The following is a 24134-nucleotide window of genomic DNA, read 5'->3' on the forward strand; positions in this document are numbered from 1 at the left end:
CCCCCAACATCGTGCACGTCCCCGAACCCCACCGGCACGGCGAGGCGCAGGGGCGCAAGGCCGGCGTCGTCATTGCCTCCACCCGCGCTGCCGCCGGGATCTACGACGACGAAACCGGTCCCGTCATCACCGACTGGCTCACGGAACACGGCTTCGACGTCTTCCCCGCCATGGTGGTCCCCGACGGCGAGCCCGTGGGCGCTGCCATCAGGGCGCTCCTGACCCAGCATCCCGCCGTCGTCATCACCAGCGGCGGCACCGGCCTCAGCCCGGACGACCGGACGCCCGACGTTACCCTGCCGCTGCTGGACCGGGAGATCCCGGGAATCATGGAAGCGATCAGGCGGGCCGGCGCTGCCAAAACCCCGCTCGCTGCTTTGAGCAGGGGTTACGCCGGCGCCGCCGGGCGGACTTTTGTCGTGAACCTGCCCGGGTCGCCCAAGGGCGTCATGGACGGGTTGACTGTCCTGGACCCGGTGATCGGGCACCTCTGCGACCAGCTGGAAGGCGGACATGGGCACTGAAGCATTCGAGGTAGTGCGGGCCGTCCTGAGTGCGGGCCCCATCTCCGTTGACCAGGCAATCGCCGCGGTGGAGAGTGACACTGCCGGTGCAGTGGTCAGCTTCAGCGGCGTGGTCCGCAACCACGACGGCGGCAAGGCCGTTGAGCGGCTCAGTTACAGTGCGCATCCCTCGGCCCACCAGGTGATGGCCGACGTCGTTGCCCGGCTGGTTGCCGAGCAGAACGCGGTGGTGGAGGACGCGGCCGCGGAGACGTCCGCGGGCAAGGCTGGCCAGCCCGTCCGGATCTGGGCCGCACACCGGATCGGGATGCTGGAGATCGGGGATCCGGCGCTGGTGTGCGCGGTATCCGCTGCCCACCGCGGACAGGCCTTTGCGGTCTGCTCCGAACTGGTGGACCGGATCAAGGAACAGGTGCCCATCTGGAAGGAACAGTTCTTCGCGGACGGCACAGTGGAATGGGTCGGCGCAGGCAGCTGATGCTGCGCTCGGCCGGGCGGCCCGCGCGGACGGCGTACGTGCCCCCAACTGCGAGGTAACGCACGCTGCCCGGTTCCTGTACCCACCCGTCCCGCCGGTAGGGTTAATGCCATGACCGAACAACACCCCGTTCCCAAGCTGGTGGCCGTCCTTGGTGCCAATGGACGCATGGGCGCCGAGGCCGTCAAGGCCATTGACGCCGCGCCTGACATGAAGCTCGTCGCAGCCCTGGGACGGGGTGATTCGCTGGAGCAGCTGACGGCCTCCGGTGCCCAGTACCTGGTGGACCTCACGGTCCCCGAAAGCACCGAAGCCAACGTCCGCTTCGCCGTCGAGCATGGGATCCACGCCGTGGTGGGCACCACCGGCTGGGACGCGGACCGCCTGGCCGCACTGGAGTCCCTCCTGGCCGGGCACCCGGAAACGGGCGTACTCATTGCACCGAACTTTGCCCTGGGCTCGGTGCTGGCTTCCGCCTTCGCCGCGAAGGCGTCCAAGTACTTCGAGTCCGTTGAGGTCATCGAGCTGCACCATCCGGACAAGGTGGACGCACCTTCCGGCACCGCGGTCCGCACTGCCCAGCTCATTGCTGCGGAACGCAGCGCAGCGCAGGTTCCGCCCAGCCCGGATGCCACCACCAGCGAACGTCCGGGCGCACGCGGCTGCGAAGTGGACGGCATCCGCGTCCACAGCGTCCGGCTCCGCGGCCTCGTGGCGCACCAGGAGGTCCTGCTGGGCGGTCCAGGGGAGCAGCTGACCTTCCGCCATGATTCGTTCGACCGCGCATCGTTCATGCCCGGCGTGCTCCTGGGCGTGCGCAACGTCGCGGCACACCCCGGCCTCACGGTCGGCCTGGACGGCTACCTGGACCTGGGGCTCTAAGCGGTGAACGGGCTCGTTGCCGGCTTCCGGAAGAACCGCACCAAAATCTGGGTGGGAGCGGTCACGCTCCTGCTGGTCTTCTACCTGGTGGTGTCCTTCCAACGCTCCCTCCTGCTCCTTGCAGACAGCAACCTGACGGCCAAGGCCATTGGCGCCGCCTACCTGGTGCTGCCCGTCGTAGGTGCCTGGGCCCTGATCCGCGAGCTGATGTTCGGTGCCCGCACCGAGCAGATGGCCAAGGTCCTGGAAGCCGAAGGCGGCCTGCCCGTGGATGAGCTCCCGCGTACACCCGGTGGCCGGATCGTCCGGGCCGCGGCAGACGCGGAGTTCGAAAAATACCGGGCTGAAGCCGAGGCCGCTCCCGACGATTGGCGTTCCTGGTTCCGGCTGAGCTGTGCCTATGATGCGGCCGGGGACCGCAAACGCGCGCGGGCATCCATGCGTGACGCGGTGAAGCTCTTCACCGCCGCGTCCTAGTCCCTCCTGGGACAGGCGCTGGCCCAGCAGTCTCCGTAGCCCGCTGGTTTCCTGCGATGGGCATTTCTGCCCATCGCAGTTCTGTGCCGCCCGCGGTAGGTTTATTTAGTAAACACTCTTTAGCTTTGGGGGAAAGCATGAGGTTGGCGATGTCCATGCCACGGGCGTGGCTCAGCAGCACCCCAGGCCCCGACCCCGGGCAGCACCCATCCCCGCACCGCACCTGCCCCTCCTGCGCGCCGGGAAGCCGGAGGCCGCCTGACGCTGCGCGCATCCCACCCGCTGAAACCACCCGCATCCCTGCAGCGTGCACCTCGCACCCGCACTCGCACTCGCACTCGCACCCACGCACCCGCATCCCGGACAGAAGGACCATCCATGAGCCACCCGAATTTCCCGCACCCGCCACAAGGCGGACAGTCAGCTCCGCCGATTCCGCCCGCACCGTCCACCTTCGGCGGACAGCCCACTTTTGAGGGGCAGTATCCCGCAGGGAAATACCCTGCAGGTCCGCAGGGGGAATACCAGCCGGGATTCCATGGCAGCGCTCCCTACTCCGACGGCCCGGGGAAGTCCTTCGTGACAACCTGGATCCTGTCCCTCCTGTTGGGCACCTTCGGTGCGGACCGTTTCTACCTTGGCAAGATCGGCTCGGGCGTCGCCAAATTGCTGACGGCCGGCGGCCTGGGCATCTGGGCCATCGTGGACCTGATCATGACGTTGGCGGGAAACACCCGGGACAAGGATGGCCGCCCGCTGGAGGGCTATCCGGAGAACAAGAAGAAGGCCTGGATAATCACGGGGGTGGTCTGGCTGGTGAGCATCATCACCGGAATCCTGCTGACCATCATGTCCATGGCCATGCTCGGTGCTGCCCTTGACGCCCGGAAGATCCCCGCGACTCCCGGACTTCCGCCGGCCTCCCAGGCAGCGCCCGCCCCGTCAAATGGCTCCGCCCCGTCTAATGGCTCCGCCCCGTCGGGTGGCACTGCCGCCGGTGCAAACTCCTTTGTGGCCACCGTGTCCGAAGGCAACACCGTAAAGATCAGCGTCCTGGACTCCATCTACACCGCCGAGATTCCCGGCATGACCTACATGCAGCCGAAGAACGGCGGCTTCCTGGCGGTCAAGGTTTCCTGGGAGACGCTGACCGGAAGCAGCTTCTCCAGTCCCTCGAACTTCAAGGTCTTTGACGCCGATGGGAAAGAGAGCGAGCTGGTCTACCTGGACGATGGATTGGGGGCACTCCCCACCGATGAGGTCGGTGCCGGTGATGTCCGCCAGGGCGTCATTGCGTTCGATGTGAAGAAGGGCCCGGTCCAGGTTGTCCTGAATGATGACTACGGCGACAAGACGGCCACTTTCACCCTGACGCCGCAGTAGCCGGCCAGACCCGGCATCCGGTTTCGGAACGGAACCCGCGTCCCCACCCTGTGGTGGGGCCGCGGGTTCTTGTTTATGCCAGGCGAAGTAGGTGGGTCAGGCGTGGAGCCCGGAGTTCAGGGCCTTTAAGCCACCCCGGCCTACCAGGCTTGCCGCATGGCCGGCCCATTCGAGAGGGCCGCGCCACGACAGCCGTGCAAAGACAATGCCGATAGTAATGGCAGTGGCCGCCTGGGCAAAGTACATCCCGTCCTCGGTCCACCCCGCCGGCAGGGGTTTCAGGTAGAAGCTGGAGACCACCCAGACGTGGACGGTGTACAGGGTCAGCGTCATGGCGCCGGCTCCCCGCAGCGGCAGCAGCAGGTCCAGGTCCACCCATTCGGCGAGGCGCCCCAGGAGCAGGCATGCGCCAATGACGGCGGCCGCCACTGCCGAGGTGTGCAGCAGGTCCAGCGGAGTTGCCGAGTGCGGGGCGGCCGACGCCAGCCACCACCAGGAGCCCTCCTGGGAGAGCCCGGTCAGGTTCACCTGCAGCACGCTGCCCAGCGGGTAGCCCGGTGATTTGAGGACCTTTTCCAGCGCTGCCCGTCCGCCCCAGTCCTCCATGGCTGCTGTACCCAGGGTCTTGGCTGCGATGGCCACCACGGTTCCGCCCACCAGCAGCAGTACAGGGACCAGTGCCTTGGCGAGGACCAGGCGGCCGATCGCCAGTCCCACCAGCAGATAGGACAGCCACTGGAATACAGGGTAGTAGCCGGTGAAGAACACATCAGCGAGCAGTCGCCACGGCGTTCCGAGGTCCTCCCAGCCCGGATTGTGGCCCAGCTTCAGGGGTGGCTCCGGGGCAAGCAGCCAGGGCCGCAGCAGGTACGCGAGTACCGGCGATGCAAGGATCCAGCCGGCAGCCCACGCACAAAGTGGCTTCACTCCCAGGCCCAGGAAGGGGAGGATGCACAGGAACAGAACGGCGTAGTGGACCAGGATGATGGCCACATTCACGTCCAGGCCGCCCAAGGTAAGTCCGACGGCGGCAATCACCAGGGCGCGCAGTGCCACGCCGCGCCGGGCCGCGGAGAGTTCGGTGCCCGCCAGCGGCTTGTCCTTTCCAGTGGACAAGGCAAGTCCCACGCCGGCCAGCACGGCGAAAAGGGCGGCGGCCCGGCCGGAGAACGTGAGGCCGATCCAGGTTGGCGTGAGGTTGGCATTCGATTCGAACGTCGGCAGCAGGTGCGTGGCCATCATGCCCAGCAGTGCCACGCCGCGTGCCGCGTCGATGCCCCTGAGGCGCCCCGGTTGTGGCCTGCCTGGGGTCTTGCGGGACCGGGTGGCCGGGGTGCGGGACGTCATGACCAGATCGTCTCACATGCGCCTCGGGGGCGGCTTGTCACAGCAGGATGCGCCGCTGACCGGGGGCTCCGCCGTGGACGGCGCCCCTCGTCCCGCGGGTGCAGCCACGTCCTTGTATTCGAATATATGTTCGAATATTATGGCAGCCATGGAAATGACATCATCCGGCGCCCCTGCACCGCAGGGGCGGGGGCACCAGCAGCCGGGACATGGCCAGTCAAAGACCCAGTCAAAGACAACGTCGTCAGGACCTGCGCAGCCAGGAAGCCTGCCGCAAGGTCTAGGCACCGGCGTGCCGTCCGGCGATCCTGACGCCGGGGGCGGCTTGTTGAGGGCAATGAGTCCGGGGGTGGTGGACTATCTGTTCCGCCAGCTTGTCTCCGGCCGGCCGGCCGAGGACGTCGCCTGGGAACGGGAAGGCATCAGCCTGGCTGCCCAGCCGGAGGGGGCGGAACTGGCCCGCCGGCTTGCGGAAACCGATATCGACGCCCTGACGCCCACGGAGCTGTTCCACTATGTGCGGGCAGCGCAGCGGCTCGCGTCCTGGGCTGAGGGCCTCCGGCAGTCCGCCGTCGGCCGCTATTGCCATGCCGGTGCGGACGCGCCACAGCCCCGGCCGCACCGTATTTGACGCTTGTCACGCCCGTGGCATTGTCCTAACCAGCCGGGGACAGGGTAACGTTTTTTCCATGGCTGACTCTTCTGCGCATATCCCTGCCCTCGGTACCCTCCTGACCGCCATGGTCACGCCGTTCACCAAGGACGGCGCAGTGGATTACGACCAGGCGGCAGCGCTGGCCAGCAAGCTGGTCGACGACGGCTGCGACGGCCTGGTGGTCACCGGCACCACCGGTGAAACCTCCACGCTGACGGACGAAGAGAACCTCGGCATGTTCCGCGCCGTGAAGGACGCCGTGGGCGGCCGCGCTGCCATCATTGCCGGTACCGGCACCAACGACACCGCGCACTCGGTGCACCTCTCCCAGCAGGCTGCTGCCCTCGGCGTCGACGGCCTCCTCCTGGTGACCCCCTACTACAACAAGCCCAGCCAGGCCGGTGTCCGCGCCCACTTCGAGACCATCGCCTCCGCCGTGGACGTACCCGTCATGCTGTACGACATCCCCGGCCGGTCCTCCATCCCGATCGAACCCGACACCATGATCCGGTTGGCACAGCACCCCAATATCGTCGCTGTCAAGGACGCCAAGGCCGACCTCGCCGCAGCCACCCGCGTCATGGCCGAAACCGACCTCCTCTTCTACTCGGGCGATGACGGGCTGACCCTTCCGTGGATGGCGCTGGGCGCTGTTGGCCTGGTGGGTGTCACCACCCATGTGGCCACCCGCCGGTTCCGTGAACTTATTGATGCCGTCAATGCCAACGACCTTGGGACTGCCCGCAAGATCAACTTCGAGCTGCAGCCCGTGGTCCGCGCAACCATGACCCGTGTCCAGGGGGCCGTGGCAGCCAAACAGATTCTTAAATGGCAGGGAGTCCTGCCCAACTCGATTGTCCGTTTGCCCCTCGTGGAGCCGGACGAAACCGAGATCGAAACCATCCGCGGGGATTTGGCGGAAGCGGGGCTGGTCTTCTCCTGAGGCTAAGACCGGCACCCTTCCGCCTGGAAAGAAGTGCACTATGACCCAAACTGCCCTTACCGGCCTCGTCACCCCTCCGCGCCTGCCCCAGGGCACGCTGCGGATCGTTCCGCTCGGCGGGCTGGGGGAGATCGGCCGGAACATGGCCGTGTTCGAAATCGACGGCAAACTGCTGATCGTTGACTGTGGCGTCCTCTTCCCCGAGGAAACCCAGCCCGGCGTTGACCTGATCCTGCCCGACTTCTCCTACATCGAGGACCGGCTGGACGACGTCGTGGCCGTGATCCTCACCCACGGCCACGAGGACCACATCGGCGCCGTGCCGTACCTGCTGCGCCTGCGCAACGACATCCCCCTGGTGGGATCCCAGCTGACCCTTGCCCTGATCGAGGCGAAGCTGCAGGAGCACCGCATCCGGCCCTACACGCTGACGGTCGAAGAGGGCCAGGTGGAGAAATTCGGGCCGTTCGAATGCGAGTTCGTGGCCGTCAACCACTCCATTCCGGATGCCCTGGCCGTGTTCATCCGTACTGCCGGCGGCACGGTCCTGCACACCGGCGACTTCAAGATGGACCAGCTGCCGCTGGACGGACGCATCACCGACCTGCGGCACTTCGCCAAGCTTGGTGAAGAGGGCGTTGACCTCTTCATGTCCGATTCCACGAACGCCGACGTCCCCGGATTCACCACCGCTGAGAAGGAAATCGGTCCCACGCTGGAGCGGCTTTTCGGCCAGGCCACCAAGCGCATCATCGTGGCGTCCTTCTCCTCCCACGTCCACCGCGTGCAGCAGGTCCTCGACGCGGCGGCCAAGCACAACCGCAAGGTGGCCTTCGTGGGCCGCTCCATGGTTCGCAACATGGCCATCGCCGAAAAACTGGGTTACCTGGACGTCCCGGCCGGGCTCATCGTGGACATCAAGAACATCGACAACCTTCCGGACAACCGCGTGGTGCTCATGTCCACCGGCTCCCAGGGTGAGCCCATGGCGGCACTGTCGCGGATGGCAAACGGTGACCACCGGGTGGTGGTGGGGGACGGCGATACCGTCATCCTGGCGTCCAGCCTCATCCCGGGCAATGAGAATGCGGTGTTCCGGATCATCAACGGCCTCCTCAAGCTCGGCGCGGATGTGATCCACAAAGGCAACGCCAAGGTCCACGTATCCGGCCACGCCGCCGCCGGGGAACTGCTCTACTGCTACAACATCCTCGAGCCCCTGAACGCCATGCCCGTGCACGGTGAAACCCGCCACCTGATCGCCAACGGCAAGATCGCCATTGAGTCCGGCGTGCCGGAAGCAAGCGTCATCCTCGCGGACAACGGCACCGTCATCGACCTCCGCGACCACCAGGCAGACATTGTGGGCCAGGTGGAGGTTGGCTTCGTCTATGTGGACGGCTCCAGCGTGGGCGAGATCACCGATGCTGACCTCAAGGACCGCCGCATCCTGGGCGACGAAGGGTTCATCTCCATCATCACGGTCGTCCACCGCGCCACCGGCAAGGTGGTGTCCGGTCCGGAGATCCACGCCCGTGGCGTGGCCGAGGACGATTCGGTGTTCGACGACATCATCCCCAAGATCAACGCGGCCCTGGAGGAAGCAGTCCAGAACCACGCCGATCACACCAGCCACCAGCTCCAGCAGGTGGTGCGTCGCGTCGTGGGCACCTGGGTCAACCGGAAGCTCCGCCGCAAGCCCATGATCATCCCGGTAGTGCTTGAGGCCTAACCGCCCCTGCCGCCGGCTCCGGCCCGTACTCCCCGCTTCAGGCAGGAGTGCGGGCCGGAGGTCTTTAACTGCAGGTGCCGGGGATGGGCCCGGCCCCGATATCCCCGGAATCACAGCATGCTTCCGGTACCGTGGCTACTATGGCCACACGTACTACTTCCGCGCCCAAAGGTACCGGCAGGGGCAGCTCCGGCAGCAAATCCGGGAGCTCCACCGGCCGCGGAACCGGCTCAACCGCCAGCAAGGCAGGGCGCGGCGGCTCGTCCAGCACCGCCCGCACCCGCCAGCTTCCCGCCGTCGAACACCACCAGCCGTGGCTGCTGCGCGTGGTAGGCGGAGCATGGCTGGGAGTGGGCCACCTGGTGGGCGGGGGAGTGCGCCGCATCGGCCACGACGTCAGTGACCTTCCCGCCGAGGACCGCCGCGACGGCGCCGCCCTGTTCAACCTGGCACTGGGCGTCTTCATCGCCACCTTCGCCTGGTGGGGCCTGACGGGCTGGTTCCCGGACGCCGTCTACGCCGTGGTGAACGGCACCTTCGGCTGGATTTCCCTGCTGCTTCCGCTCATGCTGTTCGTCTGCGCCTTCCGGCTGTTCCGGCAGCCCTCCGACGGCCGGGGAAACAACAGGGTGGGCATCGGCTTCCTGATCATGACGTTCGCCGGCTGCGGCCTGGCGCACATCCTTGGCGGCCAGCCCACGGTTGCCGACGGCTTCGACGGCCTCCGCAAAGCGGGCGGCATGCTCGGCTTCCTGGCCGCCACACCGCTGGCCGCCATCCACCCCGCCGTGCCCGTGGCCCTCTACGGCCTGCTCGCTTTCGTCTCCCTGCTGATCATCACCGCCACCCCGTTCACGGCCATCCCGCGCCGCCTTCGCGGAGCCTACGAGCACCTCATGGGCATCGACCTGATGGACCAGGAACACCCCGGCGATACCCACGATCGCAGCTACCTCGAACGGACAGCGCCGGCCGCGCCCAAAAAGAAGAGGCGCAAGCTCTTCGGCAAGGACCAGGAGTCCGACGCCGGCCTTGAGGGCTACGTGGGTGACGAGGCCTTCGAGCACGCCGTCATTGACGACGACGAGCGCGAACCCGCGCCGCCCGCGCCCGGCGTGCGTCGGCCCACCCAGGCGGAGATCGCCGTCGAAAAGATCAAGGCGGCCCAGGGCCTGGGCGCCGGTCCGCAGGCGTCCCCGCCGGAGAACGCCACCGAGGCCATTCCGCTGGTCATCCCCGGCGCGGCTGCTCCCGGTAAATCGGGCTCCGCACCCACCGTGCCCTCGAACCCTGTGGCGCCCGCTCCGCCCCCCGTGCCCATCCCGCAGCGGACCGAGCAGCTCTCGCTCGCGGGCGATGTCACGTACACCCTGCCTGCGTCGGACTTCCTGACCCCGGGATCCATTCCAAAGGAGCGCACCGAGGCCAATGACGCCGTCGTCGCCGCGCTCACCGACACCCTGACGCAATTCAACGTCGATGCCACCGTAACCGGCTTCAGCCGCGGCCCCACTGTTACCCGGTACGAGATCGAGCTCTCGCCCGGCACCAAGGTGGAACGTGTCACGGCGCTGTCCAAGAACATCTCCTACGCTGTGGCGTCCAGCGACGTGCGGATCCTCAGCCCCATCCCCGGCAAATCGGCCATCGGCATCGAGATCCCCAACACTGACCGCGAAACCGTCTCCCTGGGCGACGTCCTCCGCAGCCAGAATGCACGCCGAACGGACCACCCCATGGTGATGGGCGTGGGCAAGGACGTGGAGGGCGGCTACGTGGTGGCCAACCTGGCCAAGATGCCGCACCTCCTGGTGGCCGGTGCCACCGGTGCCGGTAAGTCGTCCTTCGTGAACTCGATGATCACGTCCATCCTTATGCGCGCCACCCCCGACGAAGTGCGCATGGTCATGGTGGACCCCAAGCGTGTGGAACTGACCGCCTACGAAGGCGTCCCGCACCTGATCACGCCCATCATCACCAACCCCAAGAAGGCTGCGGAAGCCCTGCAGTGGGTGGTGCGGGAAATGGACGCCCGGTACGACGACCTCGCCAACTATGGCTTCAAGCACATCGACGACTTCAACAAGGCCGTCCGCGCCGGCAAGGTGATCCCGCCTGAGGGTTCCAAGCGCGTCATCCGGCCCTACCCATACCTGCTGGTGATCGTCGATGAACTTGCCGACCTCATGATGGTGGCCCCGCGCGACGTCGAAGACTCGATCGTCCGCATCACCCAGTTGGCCCGTGCCGCCGGCATCCACCTGGTGCTCGCCACGCAGCGGCCCTCCGTCGACGTCGTGACGGGCCTGATCAAGGCCAACGTGCCCTCACGCATGGCCTTTGCCACGTCCTCCGTCACCGACTCCCGCGTGGTCCTTGACCAGCCCGGCGCCGAGAAGCTCATCGGCCAGGGTGACGCGCTCTTCCTGCCCATGGGCGCCTCCAAGGCGATGCGCGTCCAGGGCGCCTGGGTCACCGAGTCGGAGATTCACAAGGTGGTGGAACACGTCAAGGGACAGCTTCAGGCCGTCTACCGTGACGATGTGGCGCCTGAGGCGGAAAAGAAGCAGATCGACGACGACATCGGGGACGACCTCGAGGTGCTGCTGCAGGCCACAGAACTGGTGGTGACCACCCAGTTCGGGTCCACCTCCATGCTGCAGCGCAAGCTCCGCGTCGGGTTCGCAAAGGCAGGCCGCCTCATGGACCTGCTCGAGTCCAGGGGAGTGGTGGGACCCTCCGAAGGCTCCAAGGCCCGCGACGTGCTGGTCAAACCGGACGACCTCGCCACCGTCCTGGCCGCCATGAAGGGCCAGGAGGCGCCGGCAGCCCCCGATTCGCAGACAGCCGCGCTCAGTGACAATGCGAACGCCAACATCGCCCAGGGCGGCTACGCCGAAGACCTGGTGGCCGCGGACCTGGACAAAAGGAAGCAGAACGTCGAATATTACGACGGCTCCGATTCCGCTCCCGGCGGCTACGGCGATGACGAGGACGGCTCCGAAGACGCCTGGTCCCTCACCGGACGCTAGCCCGGTAGCCTAGAAACGTGACTAGCACTGATGCAACCGCCGCCGGCCAGGGCCGTGCCGGGGTCTGGAACCTTCCCAATGTCCTGACCATGATCCGCATCGCGCTGGTCCCGTTCTTCGTCTGGTTCCTCGTGGCGGACGCGCCAGGGCTGCACAGCGTCTCCGGACCCTGGCGCTGGGCAGCGGTGGCGGCGTTCGCCGTCGCCATCTACACGGACAAGCTCGACGGCGATATCGCCAGGAGCCGGAACCTCGTCACGGACTTCGGCAAGATCGCCGACCCCATCGCCGACAAGCTCCTCATCGGCTCCGCGCTGGTGATGCTGTCCCTGCTGGGTGAACTGCCGTGGTGGGCGACCTTGGTGATCCTGGTCCGGGAATGGGGCATCACCGCCCTGCGCTTCTTCGTGATCCGCTACGGTGTTATCCCCGCTTCCCGCGGTGGCAAGCTCAAGACCGTTGTGCAGACCGCGGCGATCTTCCTGTACCTGCTGCCGTTCGGTGCGTTCGCACCGTGGATGTCCTGGGTGGCATTCGCCGTCATGATGGCCGCGGTGGCGATCACGCTGTGGACCGGCGCCGAATACGTGGTTGAAGCCCTGCGCCTGCGCGCCAGGGGAAAGCGCCAGGCAGGGACCGTGGAAGGACAGGAACAGGCATGAGCAACCTCCACCATTTGGCCGCACAGGCCGTCAGGCAGGCGCTCGAGTCGGGACAGACCGTTGCCACCGCGGAATCACTGACGGCAGGCATGCTCTCCGCTGTCTTGGCCGACACCCCCGGCGCCTCCGGCATGCTGCAGGGCGGGGTGGTGGCTTACCAGAACTCCGTGAAGGACGCGGTACTGCACGTCCCCGCCGAACTTCTGGCCCGTGCCGGCTCCGTCGACCCCGATGTTGCCCGCGCCATGGCAGCCGGGGCGCGCACTGTCCTTGGCGCCGACGTCGGGGTTTCCACCACGGGCGTTGCAGGTCCTGAGGCCCACGATGGCAAGCCCGTAGGCCGGGTCTACATCGGGATTGCCACCGCTGCCGGAACCGCCGGGTTCGAGTATTCCTTCACCGGCAGCAGGCCGGACATTCGCGCCGCTGCCTGCGGCGCCGCCCTGGAAAGGCTCCTTGAGGCGTTGTCTGCCTGACCTTCGCCAGCGAAGTTACCGCGCGTAAAGTTACCGGGAACAAAAGCCGGTACCGATTAGTTATTACATTGTGTCGCTTCCGGATAGCGGAGGCGCCTAGGATGAAATGACCAAGACGGGTTCGCCGGCGGCGGACCTGACCAATGAGGGAGCAAGGCGATACAGATGGTAAAGCAGCCCGTATCCGTGAACGGCGTTGTCCGCTGGAAGGATGTGGGCCTCGCCGAACAGGCTAAGAGCGAACAGAAGGAGCGCAAGATGGTAGTACTTCGTCACGAAATTGGTGATGTCCTGCGCGATGTCCGCCAGCGTCAGGGGCGTACGCTCCGTGAAGTTTCGCACAGCGCCCGTGTCTCCCTGGGATACCTCAGCGAAGTGGAGCGCGGCCAGAAGGAAGCATCGTCGGAGCTTCTGTCCTCGATCTGCTCGGCACTGGATGTTCCGTTGTCAAGCATGCTCCGTGAGGTCAGCGACCGCGTGGCAGTAGCCGAAGGCGTCGCAGTTCCGGACACCGTCCCGCAGGAATTCTCCCAGCGTTACGGCCGTGACCTGGAACGTGACCTCAACACTGAACTGAACGACGAACTGTCCACGGGCCTTCTCTCCGGCGCCCGGTAAAGGCGCCCCACCGAAGGTGGGACGTGAACGCAGGAAGCCCCCGGCCTGGCCGGGGGCTTCCTCTCGTTTTCTAGTCCTCCTGTGTGCGGGATGCGTCCGCAGCTTCCCTGGGGAACCCGTCGCGCTCATAAGTGGAGTTCAGCTTGGCCATGTAACGGGCCAGTTCCTGGAGGTCAGCCACCGGCCACTCGCGAAGCCGTTCCTGGAAGACCTGGCGACGGGCGTCCTGCACCTGGTGCATCTTCTCTTCGCCCTTTGGCGTGAGCCGGATGGACTGTGCGCGGCGGTCCAGCGGGTCCGCTTCCTTGGACACCAGTCCCAGGCTTTCGAGGAAGGCAATCTGGCGGCTGACCGACGGCTTGCCCACCCCGATGTTCATGGCAAGCTCGGTGAGCCGGATGGGCCCTTCCCTGCGGATAACCGTCAACAGCCCGTACGCAGCCGGCTCCATGTCCGGATGGACCTCGCGTGAGAGTTGGTTGGAGATGGCCCGGGCCCGCCGCCAAAAGAGACTGATTTGGTGTTCGACATTCTGCAGCGCGGAGTCGGCGGCATCGTTGCCTGTGTCCTGCAGCGGCGGGAGATCCGGGGGGTTGCTCATGGCAATAATTCTAGGGTCCCCAATCATGAGAGGATTTACCGATGCGAATCAGCGACTACTGGCGCCTCATGGATGACGAGTTCGGCGCGGGGTACTCCCGTGTGCTGAGCAGTACCCTGGTCCTTGCCGGCGTCGGTGGGCGCACCGCGGACCAGGCCCTGGCCGCGGGCGTCGAGCCGCGCAGGGTCTGGCTTGCGCTTTGCGACGTCCAGGACGTGCCGGCGGAACGGCGGCTGGGCCGCGATATCGCCCCCCGCCGCGATTAGCAGCGGAGCCCCGCACTGGCCCGTGCCGAGGCCGGGCCCCTGCCCCTGACACGCCGCAGGAGGCCCACTCTTCGAATACCTGTTCGGATAACGCTATGCTTTTTCTATCGGGTTTATCCACATAGCCGTTGTCCTCCAGCCGGAATGTCAGTGGGTCCCCTTAGCGTCAGAGATGACCAATAAAACGGCCGCGAAGGCCACCATCGAGAAAGCATTAGAGGTGTCAACCATGGCGGCAGCCCCGGATCGTGCAAAAGCGCTGGAAGCAGCGCTTGCCCAGATTGACAAGCAGTTCGGCAAGGGCTCGGTCATGCGCCTGGGCGACGAAGTCCGCGCCCCGATCGAAGTCATCCCCACCGGCTCCATCGCCCTGGATGTCGCCCTTGGCATTGGCGGGCTCCCGCGCGGCCGCGTCATCGAAATCTACGGTCCTGAATCCTCGGGTAAGACCACCGTTGCCCTGCACGCTGTGGCGAATGCCCAGCGCGCCGGCGGCATCGCGGCCTTCATCGACGCCGAGCACGCCCTGGACCCGGATTACGCCGCCAAGCTGGGCGTGGACACCGATGCCCTCCTCGTCTCGCAGCCGGATACCGGCGAGCAGGCCCTGGAAATCATGGACATGCTGGTCGGCTCCGGCTCGCTGGACGTCGTCGTCATCGACTCCGTTGCCGCCCTGGTGCCCCGCGCCGAAATCGAAGGCGATATGGGCGACAGCCACGTAGGCCTCCAGGCACGGCTCATGAGCCAGGCCCTGCGTAAGATCACCGGCCGGCTGAGCCAGACCAAGACCACCGCCATCTTCATCAACCAGCTGCGTGAAAAGATCGGCGTCTTCTTCGGTTCCCCCGAAACCACCACCGGTGGTAAGGCCCTGAAGTTCTACGCGTCGGTCCGCATCGACGTCCGCCGGATCCAGACCCTCAAGGAAGGCGCCGATTCGGTTGGCAACCGGACCAAGGCCAAGATCGTCAAGAACAAGATGGCTCCGCCCTTCAAGGTGGCCGAATTCGACATTATCTACGGCCAGGGCATCTCCCGCGAAGGCGGCATCATCGACATGGGCGTGGAGCACGGCATCATTAAGAAGTCGGGTTCCTGGTTCACCTACGATGGCGACCAGCTGGGCCAGGGCATGGAGAACTCGCGCCGGTTCCTCCGCGACAACCCCGAGCTGGCCGCCGAGCTGGAGCGCCTCATCAAGGAGAAGCTTGGTGTGGGCGTCAAGCCTGCCGAGGACGAGTCCAAGGACGCGCCAAAGCTGAAAGCTGTCGACGGGTTCTAGCCCTTGACCGGACCACGTGCACGGCGGACCCGTTCCGGCAGCCCCTCGGAGGGGGTGTCGGACGGCCTTGCCGTGCCTGAGGACCCGCAGGCTGCGGACGCCGAACCGGATCCATTCACGGTGGCTCAGGCGATCGTGTACCGGCAGCTGACGGCATCGCCCAAGAGTCGGCTCCAGCTCGCCCGGAAGCTGGCGGAACGGAACATCCCGGAACACGTCGCCGAGGCGGTGCTGGACAAATTCCAGGAAGTCCGACTGATCAACGATGCCGAGTTTGCGGACATGTGGGTCAGGAGCCGCTCCCAGTCCCGGAAGCTTGCCAAGGGCGCCCTCCGGCGTGAGCTCGCCGAAAAGGGCATCGACCAGGAAACGGCCGCTTCAGCCTTGGAACAGCTGACCGACGCCGACGAGGAAGCCGCGGCGCGCACCCTGGTTGAGCGCAAGCTTCGGCCCGGGACGGACGTATCCGTTCCGGGAGAACGTGAAAAGACCGTCCGGCGGCTGGCGTCCATGCTGGCACGGAAGGGTTACCAGCCGTCCCAGGCGTTCCGGATAGTCAACGATGTCCTCGATTCCCAGCGGGATCCCGACGCCGGCATGTTCCGCAGCCGGTACCCTTAACGGGTGAGCTTGACCATTCCTTCCCCCCATTCCGGCGCCACCCCCTCCGTTGAACCCGGGACCGTGCCGCAACCCGGAGTCCAGCCCCGCACCTACCAGGTGCGCACCTTCGGTTGCCAGATGAACGTCCACGACTCCGAGCGGATGGCCGGCATGCTCGAGGACGCCGGTTACGTACCCGCGGTAGGCGACCACGCCGACGTCGTGGTGTTCAACACCTGCGCGGTCCGGGAAAACGCGGACAACAAGCTCTACGGCAACCTGGGCATCCTGGCCCCTGTGAAGGCAGCCAACCCCGGCATGCAGATCGCCGTGGGCGGGTGCCTGGCCCAAAAGGACCGCGAAACCATCCTCAAGAAGGCGCCGTGGGTGGACGCAGTCTTCGGTACCCACAACGTCGGTGCCCTGCCCGCCCTCCTTGACCGGGCCCGGCACAACAATGAAGCACAGCTGGAGATCCTCGAATCCCTGGACGTCTTCCCTTCCACGCTGCCCACCAAACGTGACTCCGTCTACTCCGGCTGGGTGTCCATCTCCGTAGGCTGCAACAACACCTGCACCTTCTGCATCGTGCCCGCCCTCCGAGGCAAGGAAAAAGACCGCAGGCCCGGGGATATCCTCGCCGAGATCCAGGCACTCGTGGACGACGGCGCCATTGAAGTCACCCTGCTCGGCCAGAACGTCAACTCCTACGGGGTGGAATTCGGGGACCGGCAGGCGTTCTCCAAGCTCCTGCGTGCCTGCGGTGACATCGAGGGGCTGGAACGCGTCCGCTTCACCAGCCCGCACCCGGCCGCCTTTACCGACGATGTCATCGACGCCATGGCAGAGACGCCCAACGTGATGCCGCAGCTCCATATGCCGCTGCAGTCCGGTTCGGACCGCATCCTCCGGGCCATGAAGCGTTCCTACCGCTCCACCAAGTTCCTGGGCATCCTGGACAAGGTCCGGGAAAGGATTCCGCACGCCGCCATCTCCACCGACATCATCGTCGGCTTCCCCGGCGAAACGGAAGAGGACTTCCAGGCCACCCTTGACGTGGTGGAAAAGTCGCGCTTTGCCACCGCCTTCACCTTCCAGTATTCGAAGCGGCCCGGCACCCCTGCCGCCGACCTGCCCGACCAACTGCCCAAGGCAGTCGTCCAGGAACGCTTCGAACGCCTCACCGCCCTACAGGACCGGATCGCCGCGGAGGAAAACCGGAAGCAGCTCGGCCGCCGGCTGGAAGTCATGGTTACCGCACAGTCAGGGCGGAAGTCGGAGGTAACGCACCGACTGTCCGGCCGGTCCCAGGACCAGCGGCTGGTCCATTTCTCGGTCCCGGAGGGTTCTCCCGCCCCCAGGCCCGGGGACCTCGTAACGGTCACCATCACCGAAGCCGCCGCGTTCCACCTCGTGGCTGATCCCACGCCCGGGGACTACAGCCTGCGCCGGTCACGGGCAGGGGACGCATGGGACAGGTCCCAGGCCGACTCCTGCGGAGCACCTGCGCCCGGGTCAGGAGGGGCACCAAAGGGCGTCTCGCTCGGCATGCCCTCGCTGCCGCTGCGCACCCGCTGACAGGTGGCTGCCCCGCCCGTCATCGCCGTCGTCGGTCCTACCGGCTCCGGCAAGTCCGACCTCGCCGTCAACCTTGCCCTCGCGCTGGACGGCGAGGTCATCAACGCTGATGCCATGCAGTTCTACCGCGGCATGGACATCGGCACCGCGAAAATCACGATGGCAGAGCGCAGGGGAATCCCGCACCACCTCCTGGACATCCTGGACATCACCCAGGAAGCAAGTGTTTCCGACTTCCAGCACCAGGCCCGCGAAACCATTGATGACATCCACGCCCGCGGCAAGCGCGCCATCCTGGCCGGCGGCTCCGGGCTGTACGTTCGGGCCGCCCTGGACGTCCTGGAGTTCCCGGGGACGGACCCCGTGCTGCGTGCACGGCTTGAGTCCGAGCACGCAGAACTCGGCACCGGGGCACTCCTGGCCAGGCTCCGGGCAGTTGATCCCGTATCCGCGGAGAGGGTCTCCGATGCCCGGCGGATCATCCGTGCCCTCGAGGTCCAGGAACTCACAGGCCGGCCCTTCAGCTCCTTCATGCCCCGCCGCGAGTACCATCAGCCGGCCGTCCAGGTGGGCCTCGCCGTGGACCGCGAGGTCCTGCGGGAGATGCTCGCAGCACGGGTGCACCGGATGGTGGACGCCGGGCTGCTGGACGAGGTCCGCGGGCTCGATGCCCGGGGCCTTCGCGCGGGCAAAACCGCTTCCCGGGCACTTGGCTATTCACAGTTCCTGCGGGTCATCGACGGCGCGTCAACGGTTCAGGACGCCGCGGAGGAAACCATCGTGGCCACCCGGCAGTTTGCCCGGCGCCAGCTGACCTGGTTCCGGGCCGACCCGCGCATCGGCTGGCTGGACTGGCAGGATCCGGAGCTCACGGGCAAGGCAGTGGAGTTGTGCGGGTAGCAGCGGTTTCAGCGCCGGCAGCATCCGCCGCTACGCTTGGACCCATGAATGCTACCCCCGCAGAAACCACCGGGCCCGCCCTGCGCACACTGAGCGGGCTCCGCTTTTCCAAGGGGCACGGTACCGGCAACGACTTCGTCCTGGTGGCCGATCCCCAGGGCACCTGCGTCATCGGCTCAGACCAGGCCGCCGCGCTCTGCGACCGGCACCGCGGGATCGGGGCCGACGGCCTGATCAGGGCCGTCCCGTCCCGCTTCCTGCCGGAGGGCCAGGAACTGCTCGCTGATGCCCCGGACGCCGAATGGTTCATGGATTACCGGAACGCCGACGGCTCACTGTCCGAAATGTGCGGCAACGGGGTCAGGGTGTTCGTCCACTTCCTGCGCACCGAGGGCCTGATCGACCTGCCCGACGGCGGATCGCTCACCATCGGCACGCGCGGCGGAGTCAAAACTGTGGTCCGGACCGGCGACGGTTATGCGGTGGACATGGGACCCTGGGAGTTCATTTTCCCCGGTGAAGCCAGCGCCAAGGCCATGGATTCCCTGGTTACCGCCGACGGACTGGAGGTTGCCCGGCCTGCCCTCTCCGTGAGCATGGGGAATCCGCACACGGTGGTGGCCCTCGCTGAACTTGCCGAACTCGCAGGCACCCGGCTCTTCACCGCGCCGAAGGTCGATCCGGTGCCGGTGAACGGGACCAACGTGGAATTCGTGGTTCCCGCGGAACCGTTGGTCCACGACGGCGTCGGCTCCGTGACCATGCGGGTGCACGAGCGTGGCGTGGGGGAGACCCAGTCCTGCGGTACAGGCGCCTGCGCTGCGGCTGTTGCCATCAGGCACTGGGCCGGGGCGGAAGCACCTGACGCCTGGCGGGTCCACGTGCCCGGCGGAGTGGTGGGCGTGAAGTTTTTTGCCGGCCCCGGCGGCCACGAGCATGTGGAGCTCAGCGGCCCGGCCGTCATTGTGGCAAGTGGGACCCTTTCGTGACCCTCAGAATCCGGAAGGACTTTGACGTGGACTCCCGGGCCACAGTGAAGGAGCTGTCCAGTTCGGCGGCCAGCCAGCGCTGAAGGGAATCAGAGCCCAGGTTCTTCTGTACCACCAGCCACGCGGTTCCGCCCTCTGCCAGGCGGGGCAGCCACAGCTTCAGCAGGGCATGCAGCTCTTCCTTGCCGATCCTGATGGGCGGATTGGACCAGATGGTGTCGAAGCGAACGTCCGGGTCTACGGCCTGCGGCGTGCTGGCGACCACGTTGGTCAATCCCAGCGCTGCGGCGTTCTCGTTGGTCAGGGTGATGCAGCGTTCGTTGACGTCCACCGCATAGACCTTTGATTGGGGAGCCAGCAGTGCCATGGTGAGCGCCACCGGACCCCAGCCGCATCCGATATCCAGGAGGTTGCCCTGGGGGTGCGGGGCCGGGATTTCAGCCAGGAGGACCGCCGTGCCCTTGTCGATACCGTCCGGGCTAAAGATGCCCGAGGAGGTCTGGAGCCGCCGCGTCTCACCTGCCAGTTCCACCGTCAGGGGCTTCCGGGTGAAGGGGCCGGCGGGGGACGTGCTGAAATAGTGTGCGGACTCCATAACTGGCCAGAGTAGTTCCCCTCGCAGCGTAAAGGGAAACCGTGCAGGAGGCCCTCTGCTACGCTGGAGGGCATGTTCCTGATCTTCGAGTAGCCGGGACGGGCCACGCCCGTCCCCAGCCTGTCCTCCAGCGACAGACCGTCCCGCAGCGACGCAGGTTTCCATGCCTTCCGCTTGCGCACCGGCCAGACCGTTCCGTCTTCCCGGTAGCCGGACAATACTCGAGAGTCAGCCCCCTGCTGCACTTCCTGCCATTCTCCGGCCTTCTTCAGCCCTGCCGCCATCCTGACGCGGCATCCCGGCCCCGGCATCGCAGCCGGTGGCGAAACAACCAGGAGAACTGCATGACCGCGGCCCGTCAGCCCAGCGCGAATACTTTCCACCTTCCAGCCAATCAGCACTATTCTGGAATTGCCGAATCTTCAAAGGAGACCATGACCAGCCAGCCCAATACCGGTTCCGATCCAGCCGCCCAGGACATGAGTCCGCAGGAGATCCAGGCTGTCATCGACCGGATCCTCGCCAAGGACGTACCGGCCAAGAATGTCAGCACGTCCGGGGGTGATGGCGGCGGCAGTGGTAAAGCCGTGCTCGGCCAGGCTCAGGCCATTTCCCGCCTGGACGAAGAACACTCAACGTACGACGGCGACCAGCAGGATCTGGAGGAACGGCGCGCCCTGCGCCGGAGGGCAGGCCTGTCCACCGAGCTCGAAGACGTCACCGAAGTCGAATACCGCCAGCTGCGCCTGGAGCGCGTTGTCCTGGCAGGGCTCTGGTCCGAGGGAACCCTTGCCGACGCCGAAAACTCGCTTCGTGAGCTCGCCGCCCTGGCAGAGACTGCCGGTTCAGAGGTCCTCGACGGGTTGGTGCAGCGCCGTGACAAGCCGGACCCCGGCACCTTCCTGGGCTCCGGCAAGGCCCTTGAGCTCAAGGACATCGTGGCGTCCACGGGCGCGGATACCGTGGTGGTGGACGCCGAACTGGCCCCTTCCCAGCGCCGTGGCCTTGAAGACATCGTCAAGGTCAAGGTCATTGACCGCACGGCCCTGATCCTGGACATCTTCGCCCAGCATGCCAAGAGCCGTGAAGGCAAGGCCCAGGTGGAGCTGGCGCAGCTCGAATACCTGCTTCCCCGCCTCCGCGGCTGGGGCGAGTCGATGTCCCGCCAGGCCGGTGGCCAGGTGGGCGGCGCTGCCGCCGGCATGGGCTCCCGTGGTCCCGGTGAGACCAAGATCGAACTGGACCGGCGCCGGATCCGTACCCGCATGGCAAAGCTGCGGCGCGAGATCGCCGCCATGAAGCCGGCACGCGAGACCAAGCGGGCCAACCGCCGTCGTAATGAAGTGCCCTCCGTTGCAATTGCCGGGTACACCAACGCCGGCAAGTCTTCGCTGCTCAACCGGCTCACGGACGCAGGGGTCCTCGTGGAGAACGCGCTGTTCGCCACCCTGGATCCCACCGTCCGCAAGGCGGAAACCGCTGACGGACTGGGGTACACCCTGGCCGACACCGTTGGATTCGTCCGTTCGCTGCCCACCCAGCTGGTGGAAGCCTTCCGGTCCACCCTTGAGGAGGTGGCGGACTCGGACCTGATCCTGCATGTGGTGGACGTTTCGCACCCCGATCCCGAAGGACAGATCGCTGCCGTCCGTAAGGTCTTCAGTGAAGTTGATGCCCGCAAGGTGCCCGAGATCATCGTGCTCAACAAAGCCGATGCGGCCGACCCCTTCGTGGTGGAGCGGCTGAAGCAGCGCGAGCCGCGGCACGTGGTGGTCTCGGCCCGGACAGGGGAGGGCATCCCGGAACTGCTGAAGGCCATCAGCGAGTCCATTCCGCGGCCATCGGTCAAGATGGAGCTGCTCATTCCGTACGACCGCGGAGACCTGATCAGCAAGCTCCATGAGTCCGACGCCGAAATCCTCAGCCTGGACCATGTTGAGGCAGGTACCAGGGCTGCGGTGATGGTCCGGGAGGGCCTGGCGTCCGAACTGGAACCATTCGTCGTCAATGACTGACCTTGCAGCCGGCGAAGCTGCGCAGACGGCGGGCGAGCAGTTCGTTATCGAACTGCTCGACCGCGCCGTTGCCGGCATGGGCGGACAAAGCCGCACCGGACAACACGAAATGGCCAAGCAGGTGGCCCGGGCCATCGAAACCGGCAACCATCTCCTGGTCCAGGCGGGCACCGGCACCGGTAAGTCACTGGCTTACCTGGTGCCGCTGATCGCCCATGCCCTGGAAAGCAACAAGCCTGCCCTCGTGTCCACGGCCACGCTGGCACTGCAGACCCAAATTGTGGGACGGGACCTGCCGCGGCTCCTGAAAAACATCACCCCTGCCCTGGACCGGCCGGTCAAGGTTGCGCTGGTCAAGGGGCGGTCCAACTACGTATGCCGACACAAGCTCGAGGGCGGGTTCCCATCAGAGGAACCGTCCGAAGGGCAGCTCTTCTCCCTGGGAGAGGACACCAGCGTTCCGCATTTCGCCGCTTCCGTAGGTGGACCCTCATCGCAGCTTGGCAAGGAAGTGGTGCGGCTCCGCGAGTGGGCGGAGAAAACAGCGACGGGCGACAGGGATGAGCTCCTGCCCGGTGTGACCGACCGTGCCTGGCGCCAGGTTTCCGTGACGTCCATGGAGTGCTTGGGCGCGCAAAAATGCCCCATGGCCGCTGAATGTTTCAGCGAGCTCGCACGGCAGGACGCAGCCGAGGCCGATGTAGTGGTGACCAACCACGCCATGTTGGCTGTCAGCGCGTTCGAGGGGCTTGCCGTCCTGCCCGAATACGACGTCGTGGTGGTGGACGAAGCGCACGAACTGCAGGACCGGGTCACCGGTGCCGTGTCCGGGCAGCTGTCCGTAGCCATGGTCCATGCCGCCGCCTCGGGCGCCCGGAAACATACCGCCATCACCGTTGATGCCCTGAACGCCGCAGCTGCCAACCTTGAGCTGGCCGTCGCCGGCGCGCCGAACGGGCTGCTGCCCAACGGCCTGAACGATGAACAGCTGGACTGCGTGGACCAGTTGCGTGAGGCGTGCCGCGCCGCGTTGTCCGATTCCAAAGGGGACAGCAACACCACAGCCGACGGCGGCCGGCAGCTGGCCCGTTCCCGCCTCATGCTCATCCTGGAACTGTGCGAGCGGCTGATCGCTGCCCGTGAAAACCGGGAGGTGGTGTGGTTTTCCCGCGCCAGCACGTTCGATCCCGGCCAGGGCTACTCCCAGCCGGATGACAGTGCGCCGGTGTTGATCAATATCGCACCGTTGTCAGTGGCGGGCAGGTTGCGGGAAGGGCTCTTTGCCGGGCACACTGTGGTGCTTACGTCCGCCACCCTGGCCATCGGCTCCGCCTTTGAACCTGCAGCCGGGGGACTGGGCCTCATCGGTGACGGTGCGCCCAGCTGGACGGGCGTGGACGTGGGCTCGCCCTTCGACTACGCCAAACAGGGCATCCTCTACGTGGCCGGACACCTCCCCAAGCCCGGGCGCGGCGTTTCCCCGGAGGCGCTGGCGGAACTCGAAGCGCTTATCAAGGCGTCCGGTGGGGGAGCCCTGTGCCTGTTCTCCTCGCGGCGGGCCGCCGAAGAGGCTGCCGACGCGCTCCGGCCCAAGCTCGATATGACTGTCCTCTGCCAGGGCGAATCGACCATGACTGCCCTGGTCAAGCAATTCGCTGATGAGCCGGACACCTGCCTCTTCGGGACCATGTCCCTGTGGCAGGGGGTTGACGTTCCCGGAGGTTCCTGCCGGCTGGTGGTGATCGACCGTATTCCGTTCCCGCGGCCGGATGATCCGCTGATGACGGCGCGTTCGCGTGCCGTGGCGCAGGCAGGGGGAAACGGCTTCATGTCCGTCTCCGCCACGCATGCCGCCATCCGGCTCGCCCAGGGCGCCGGCCGGTTGATCAGGTCAACCGGAGACAAGGGAGTGGTGGCCGTCCTGGATTCGAGGCTGGCCACCGAACGCTACGCAGGATTCCTGCGGGGCGCCCTGCCCCCGTTCTGGGCCACCACCGACCGCACCAAGGCGCTTGCGGCGCTCACCAGGCTGGGCGCAGACGCGTCCTGACAACGGCGAAGCGCCGCCAGGTACCTTCGGTATAAGCCGGCGG

23 protein-coding genes are annotated in these 24134 nt (G+C 66.4%); 20 read left to right on the top strand and 3 right to left on the bottom strand.

The window, feature by feature from the left end:
* The first annotated feature begins 11 nt into the window (after positions 1-11).
* The 5 genes from ACTAQI_RS02545 to ACTAQI_RS02565 all read left to right on the top strand — a co-directional run bounded on the left by ACTAQI_RS02545 (position 12) and on the right by ACTAQI_RS02565 (position 3744).
* The gene (locus ACTAQI_RS02545; protein ID WP_457950973.1) at positions 12-524 is read left to right on the top strand and encodes a MogA/MoaB family molybdenum cofactor biosynthesis protein; all 513 of its coding nucleotides are present in this window, start codon (positions 12-14) and stop codon (positions 522-524) included.
* The gene (locus ACTAQI_RS02550; RefSeq protein WP_457949344.1) at positions 514-1002 is read left to right on the top strand and encodes a molybdenum cofactor biosynthesis protein MoaE; all 489 of its coding nucleotides are present in this window, start codon (positions 514-516) and stop codon (positions 1000-1002) included. The genes ACTAQI_RS02545 and ACTAQI_RS02550 overlap by 11 nt, the downstream gene beginning before the upstream one ends.
* A 111-nt stretch (positions 1003-1113) precedes the next feature.
* Positions 1114-1884: a 4-hydroxy-tetrahydrodipicolinate reductase gene (dapB, locus tag ACTAQI_RS02555; RefSeq protein ID WP_457949346.1), complete on the top strand. Its 771-nt coding sequence runs from the start codon at positions 1114-1116 to the stop codon at positions 1882-1884.
* Positions 1885-1887: 3 nt separating this feature from the next.
* Positions 1888-2361, top strand: a complete 474-nt coding sequence (locus ACTAQI_RS02560) for a hypothetical protein (RefSeq protein ID WP_457949347.1) — start codon at positions 1888-1890, stop codon at positions 2359-2361.
* A 378-nt stretch (positions 2362-2739) separates the two neighbouring features.
* Positions 2740-3744, top strand: coding sequence for a TM2 domain-containing protein (locus tag ACTAQI_RS02565; protein ID WP_457949348.1), 1005 nt, complete (start codon positions 2740-2742; stop codon positions 3742-3744).
* 96 nt (positions 3745-3840) lie between these two features.
* Here the strand turns inward: ACTAQI_RS02565 and ACTAQI_RS02570 are convergent, their stop codons facing one another.
* Positions 3841-5091, bottom strand: a complete 1251-nt coding sequence (locus ACTAQI_RS02570) for a heparan-alpha-glucosaminide N-acetyltransferase domain-containing protein (protein WP_457949349.1) — start codon at positions 5089-5091, stop codon at positions 3841-3843.
* Between the two features lie 148 nt (positions 5092-5239).
* Between ACTAQI_RS02570 and ACTAQI_RS02575 the strand changes: the two genes are divergently transcribed.
* The 7 genes from ACTAQI_RS02575 (at position 5240) to ACTAQI_RS02605 (ending at position 13209) form a co-directional block, all read left to right on the top strand.
* On the top strand, positions 5240-5722 hold the full coding sequence (locus tag ACTAQI_RS02575) for a hypothetical protein (protein ID WP_457949350.1): 483 nt from the start codon (positions 5240-5242) through the stop codon (positions 5720-5722).
* Between the two features lie 58 nt (positions 5723-5780).
* Positions 5781-6689, top strand: a complete 909-nt coding sequence (gene dapA, locus ACTAQI_RS02580; protein ID WP_457949351.1) for a 4-hydroxy-tetrahydrodipicolinate synthase — start codon at positions 5781-5783, stop codon at positions 6687-6689.
* Between the two features lie 40 nt (positions 6690-6729).
* On the top strand, positions 6730-8421 hold the full coding sequence (locus ACTAQI_RS02585; RefSeq protein ID WP_441862058.1) for a ribonuclease J: 1692 nt from the start codon (positions 6730-6732) through the stop codon (positions 8419-8421).
* A 140-nt stretch (positions 8422-8561) separates the two neighbouring features.
* The gene (locus ACTAQI_RS02590) at positions 8562-11453 is read left to right on the top strand and encodes a DNA translocase FtsK (RefSeq protein WP_457949352.1); all 2892 of its coding nucleotides are present in this window, start codon (positions 8562-8564) and stop codon (positions 11451-11453) included.
* 17 nt (positions 11454-11470) lie between these two features.
* On the top strand, positions 11471-12115 hold the full coding sequence (pgsA, locus tag ACTAQI_RS02595; protein WP_457949353.1) for a CDP-diacylglycerol--glycerol-3-phosphate 3-phosphatidyltransferase: 645 nt from the start codon (positions 11471-11473) through the stop codon (positions 12113-12115).
* Positions 12112-12591 carry a CinA family protein gene (locus ACTAQI_RS02600; protein ID WP_457949354.1) on the top strand — a complete coding sequence of 160 codons (480 nt, stop codon included), beginning with the start codon at positions 12112-12114 and terminating at the stop codon, positions 12589-12591. The genes pgsA and ACTAQI_RS02600 overlap by 4 nt, the downstream gene beginning before the upstream one ends.
* A 165-nt stretch (positions 12592-12756) precedes the next feature.
* Positions 12757-13209 (top strand): helix-turn-helix domain-containing protein, encoded by a 453-nt coding sequence (locus ACTAQI_RS02605; RefSeq protein ID WP_018771597.1) that lies wholly within the window; start codon positions 12757-12759, stop codon positions 13207-13209.
* Between the two features lie 70 nt (positions 13210-13279).
* On the opposite strand, the gene ACTAQI_RS02610 is transcribed toward ACTAQI_RS02605, so the two are convergent.
* Complete coding sequence (locus ACTAQI_RS02610; RefSeq protein ID WP_457949355.1) at positions 13280-13810, bottom strand: MarR family winged helix-turn-helix transcriptional regulator; 531 nt, start codon at positions 13808-13810, stop codon at positions 13280-13282.
* Positions 13811-13851: 41 nt separating this feature from the next.
* On the opposite strand from ACTAQI_RS02610, the gene ACTAQI_RS02615 reads away from it, so the two are divergent.
* From ACTAQI_RS02615 to dapF, 6 genes are all read left to right on the top strand, one after another.
* Positions 13852-14076 (top strand): DUF3046 domain-containing protein, encoded by a 225-nt coding sequence (locus ACTAQI_RS02615; RefSeq protein WP_457949356.1) that lies wholly within the window; start codon positions 13852-13854, stop codon positions 14074-14076.
* Positions 14077-14305: 229 nt separating this feature from the next.
* The gene (gene recA / locus ACTAQI_RS02620; RefSeq protein WP_026266121.1) at positions 14306-15361 is read left to right on the top strand and encodes a recombinase RecA; all 1056 of its coding nucleotides are present in this window, start codon (positions 14306-14308) and stop codon (positions 15359-15361) included.
* A gap of 120 nt (positions 15362-15481) precedes the next feature.
* Complete coding sequence (locus tag ACTAQI_RS02625) at positions 15482-15982, top strand: regulatory protein RecX (RefSeq protein ID WP_457950974.1); 501 nt, start codon at positions 15482-15484, stop codon at positions 15980-15982.
* Positions 15983-15985: 3 nt separating this feature from the next.
* The gene (miaB, locus tag ACTAQI_RS02630) at positions 15986-17542 is read left to right on the top strand and encodes a tRNA (N6-isopentenyl adenosine(37)-C2)-methylthiotransferase MiaB (RefSeq protein ID WP_457949357.1); all 1557 of its coding nucleotides are present in this window, start codon (positions 15986-15988) and stop codon (positions 17540-17542) included.
* Positions 17543-17545: 3 nt separating this feature from the next.
* Entirely contained in the window at positions 17546-18442 is an 897-nt protein-coding gene (miaA, locus tag ACTAQI_RS02635) for a tRNA (adenosine(37)-N6)-dimethylallyltransferase MiaA (protein ID WP_457949359.1), read from the top strand.
* A gap of 44 nt (positions 18443-18486) precedes the next feature.
* Complete coding sequence (gene dapF, locus ACTAQI_RS02640) at positions 18487-19431, top strand: diaminopimelate epimerase (RefSeq protein WP_457949361.1); 945 nt, start codon at positions 18487-18489, stop codon at positions 19429-19431.
* Here dapF and ACTAQI_RS02645 read toward each other — a convergent pair.
* Positions 19403-20026 carry a class I SAM-dependent methyltransferase gene (locus tag ACTAQI_RS02645; RefSeq protein WP_457949362.1) on the bottom strand — a complete coding sequence of 208 codons (624 nt, stop codon included), beginning with the start codon at positions 20024-20026 and terminating at the stop codon, positions 19403-19405. The two genes, dapF and ACTAQI_RS02645, sit on opposite strands and share 29 nt — an antisense overlap.
* A gap of 434 nt (positions 20027-20460) precedes the next feature.
* Between ACTAQI_RS02645 and hflX the strand changes: the two genes are divergently transcribed.
* Together hflX and ACTAQI_RS02655 are read left to right on the top strand one after the other, a co-directional pair.
* Complete coding sequence (hflX, locus tag ACTAQI_RS02650) at positions 20461-22041, top strand: GTPase HflX (RefSeq protein ID WP_457949364.1); 1581 nt, start codon at positions 20461-20463, stop codon at positions 22039-22041.
* Positions 22034-24091: an ATP-dependent DNA helicase gene (locus tag ACTAQI_RS02655; protein ID WP_457949366.1), complete on the top strand. Its 2058-nt coding sequence runs from the start codon at positions 22034-22036 to the stop codon at positions 24089-24091. The genes hflX and ACTAQI_RS02655 overlap by 8 nt, the downstream gene beginning before the upstream one ends.
* The last annotated feature ends 43 nt before the right edge of the window (positions 24092-24134 follow it).

Source organism: Pseudarthrobacter sp. alpha12b, from assembly GCF_054130495.1.

Coding starts and splice junctions, on each gene's coding strand:
- dapB (WP_457949346.1), top strand. CDS start 1,114: ATGACCGAACAACACCCCGTTCCCAAGCTGGTGGCCGTCCTTGGTGCC.
- ACTAQI_RS02570 (WP_457949349.1), bottom strand. CDS start 5,091: ATGACGTCCCGCACCCCGGCCACCCGGTCCCGCAAGACCCCAGGCAGG.
- ACTAQI_RS02585 (WP_441862058.1), top strand. CDS start 6,730: ATGACCCAAACTGCCCTTACCGGCCTCGTCACCCCTCCGCGCCTGCCC.
- dapA (WP_457949351.1), top strand. CDS start 5,781: ATGGCTGACTCTTCTGCGCATATCCCTGCCCTCGGTACCCTCCTGACC.
- ACTAQI_RS02610 (WP_457949355.1), bottom strand. CDS start 13,810: ATGAGCAACCCCCCGGATCTCCCGCCGCTGCAGGACACAGGCAACGAT.
- ACTAQI_RS02645 (WP_457949362.1), bottom strand. CDS start 20,026: ATGGAGTCCGCACACTATTTCAGCACGTCCCCCGCCGGCCCCTTCACC.
- ACTAQI_RS02615 (WP_457949356.1), top strand. CDS start 13,852: ATGCGAATCAGCGACTACTGGCGCCTCATGGATGACGAGTTCGGCGCG.
- ACTAQI_RS02590 (WP_457949352.1), top strand. CDS start 8,562: ATGGCCACACGTACTACTTCCGCGCCCAAAGGTACCGGCAGGGGCAGC.
- ACTAQI_RS02575 (WP_457949350.1), top strand. CDS start 5,240: ATGGAAATGACATCATCCGGCGCCCCTGCACCGCAGGGGCGGGGGCAC.
- ACTAQI_RS02605 (WP_018771597.1), top strand. CDS start 12,757: ATGGTAAAGCAGCCCGTATCCGTGAACGGCGTTGTCCGCTGGAAGGAT.
- dapF (WP_457949361.1), top strand. CDS start 18,487: ATGAATGCTACCCCCGCAGAAACCACCGGGCCCGCCCTGCGCACACTG.
- ACTAQI_RS02655 (WP_457949366.1), top strand. CDS start 22,034: ATGACTGACCTTGCAGCCGGCGAAGCTGCGCAGACGGCGGGCGAGCAG.
- ACTAQI_RS02565 (WP_457949348.1), top strand. CDS start 2,740: ATGAGCCACCCGAATTTCCCGCACCCGCCACAAGGCGGACAGTCAGCT.
- ACTAQI_RS02600 (WP_457949354.1), top strand. CDS start 12,112: ATGAGCAACCTCCACCATTTGGCCGCACAGGCCGTCAGGCAGGCGCTC.
- hflX (WP_457949364.1), top strand. CDS start 20,461: ATGACCAGCCAGCCCAATACCGGTTCCGATCCAGCCGCCCAGGACATG.
- recA (WP_026266121.1), top strand. CDS start 14,306: ATGGCGGCAGCCCCGGATCGTGCAAAAGCGCTGGAAGCAGCGCTTGCC.
- ACTAQI_RS02550 (WP_457949344.1), top strand. CDS start 514: ATGGGCACTGAAGCATTCGAGGTAGTGCGGGCCGTCCTGAGTGCGGGC.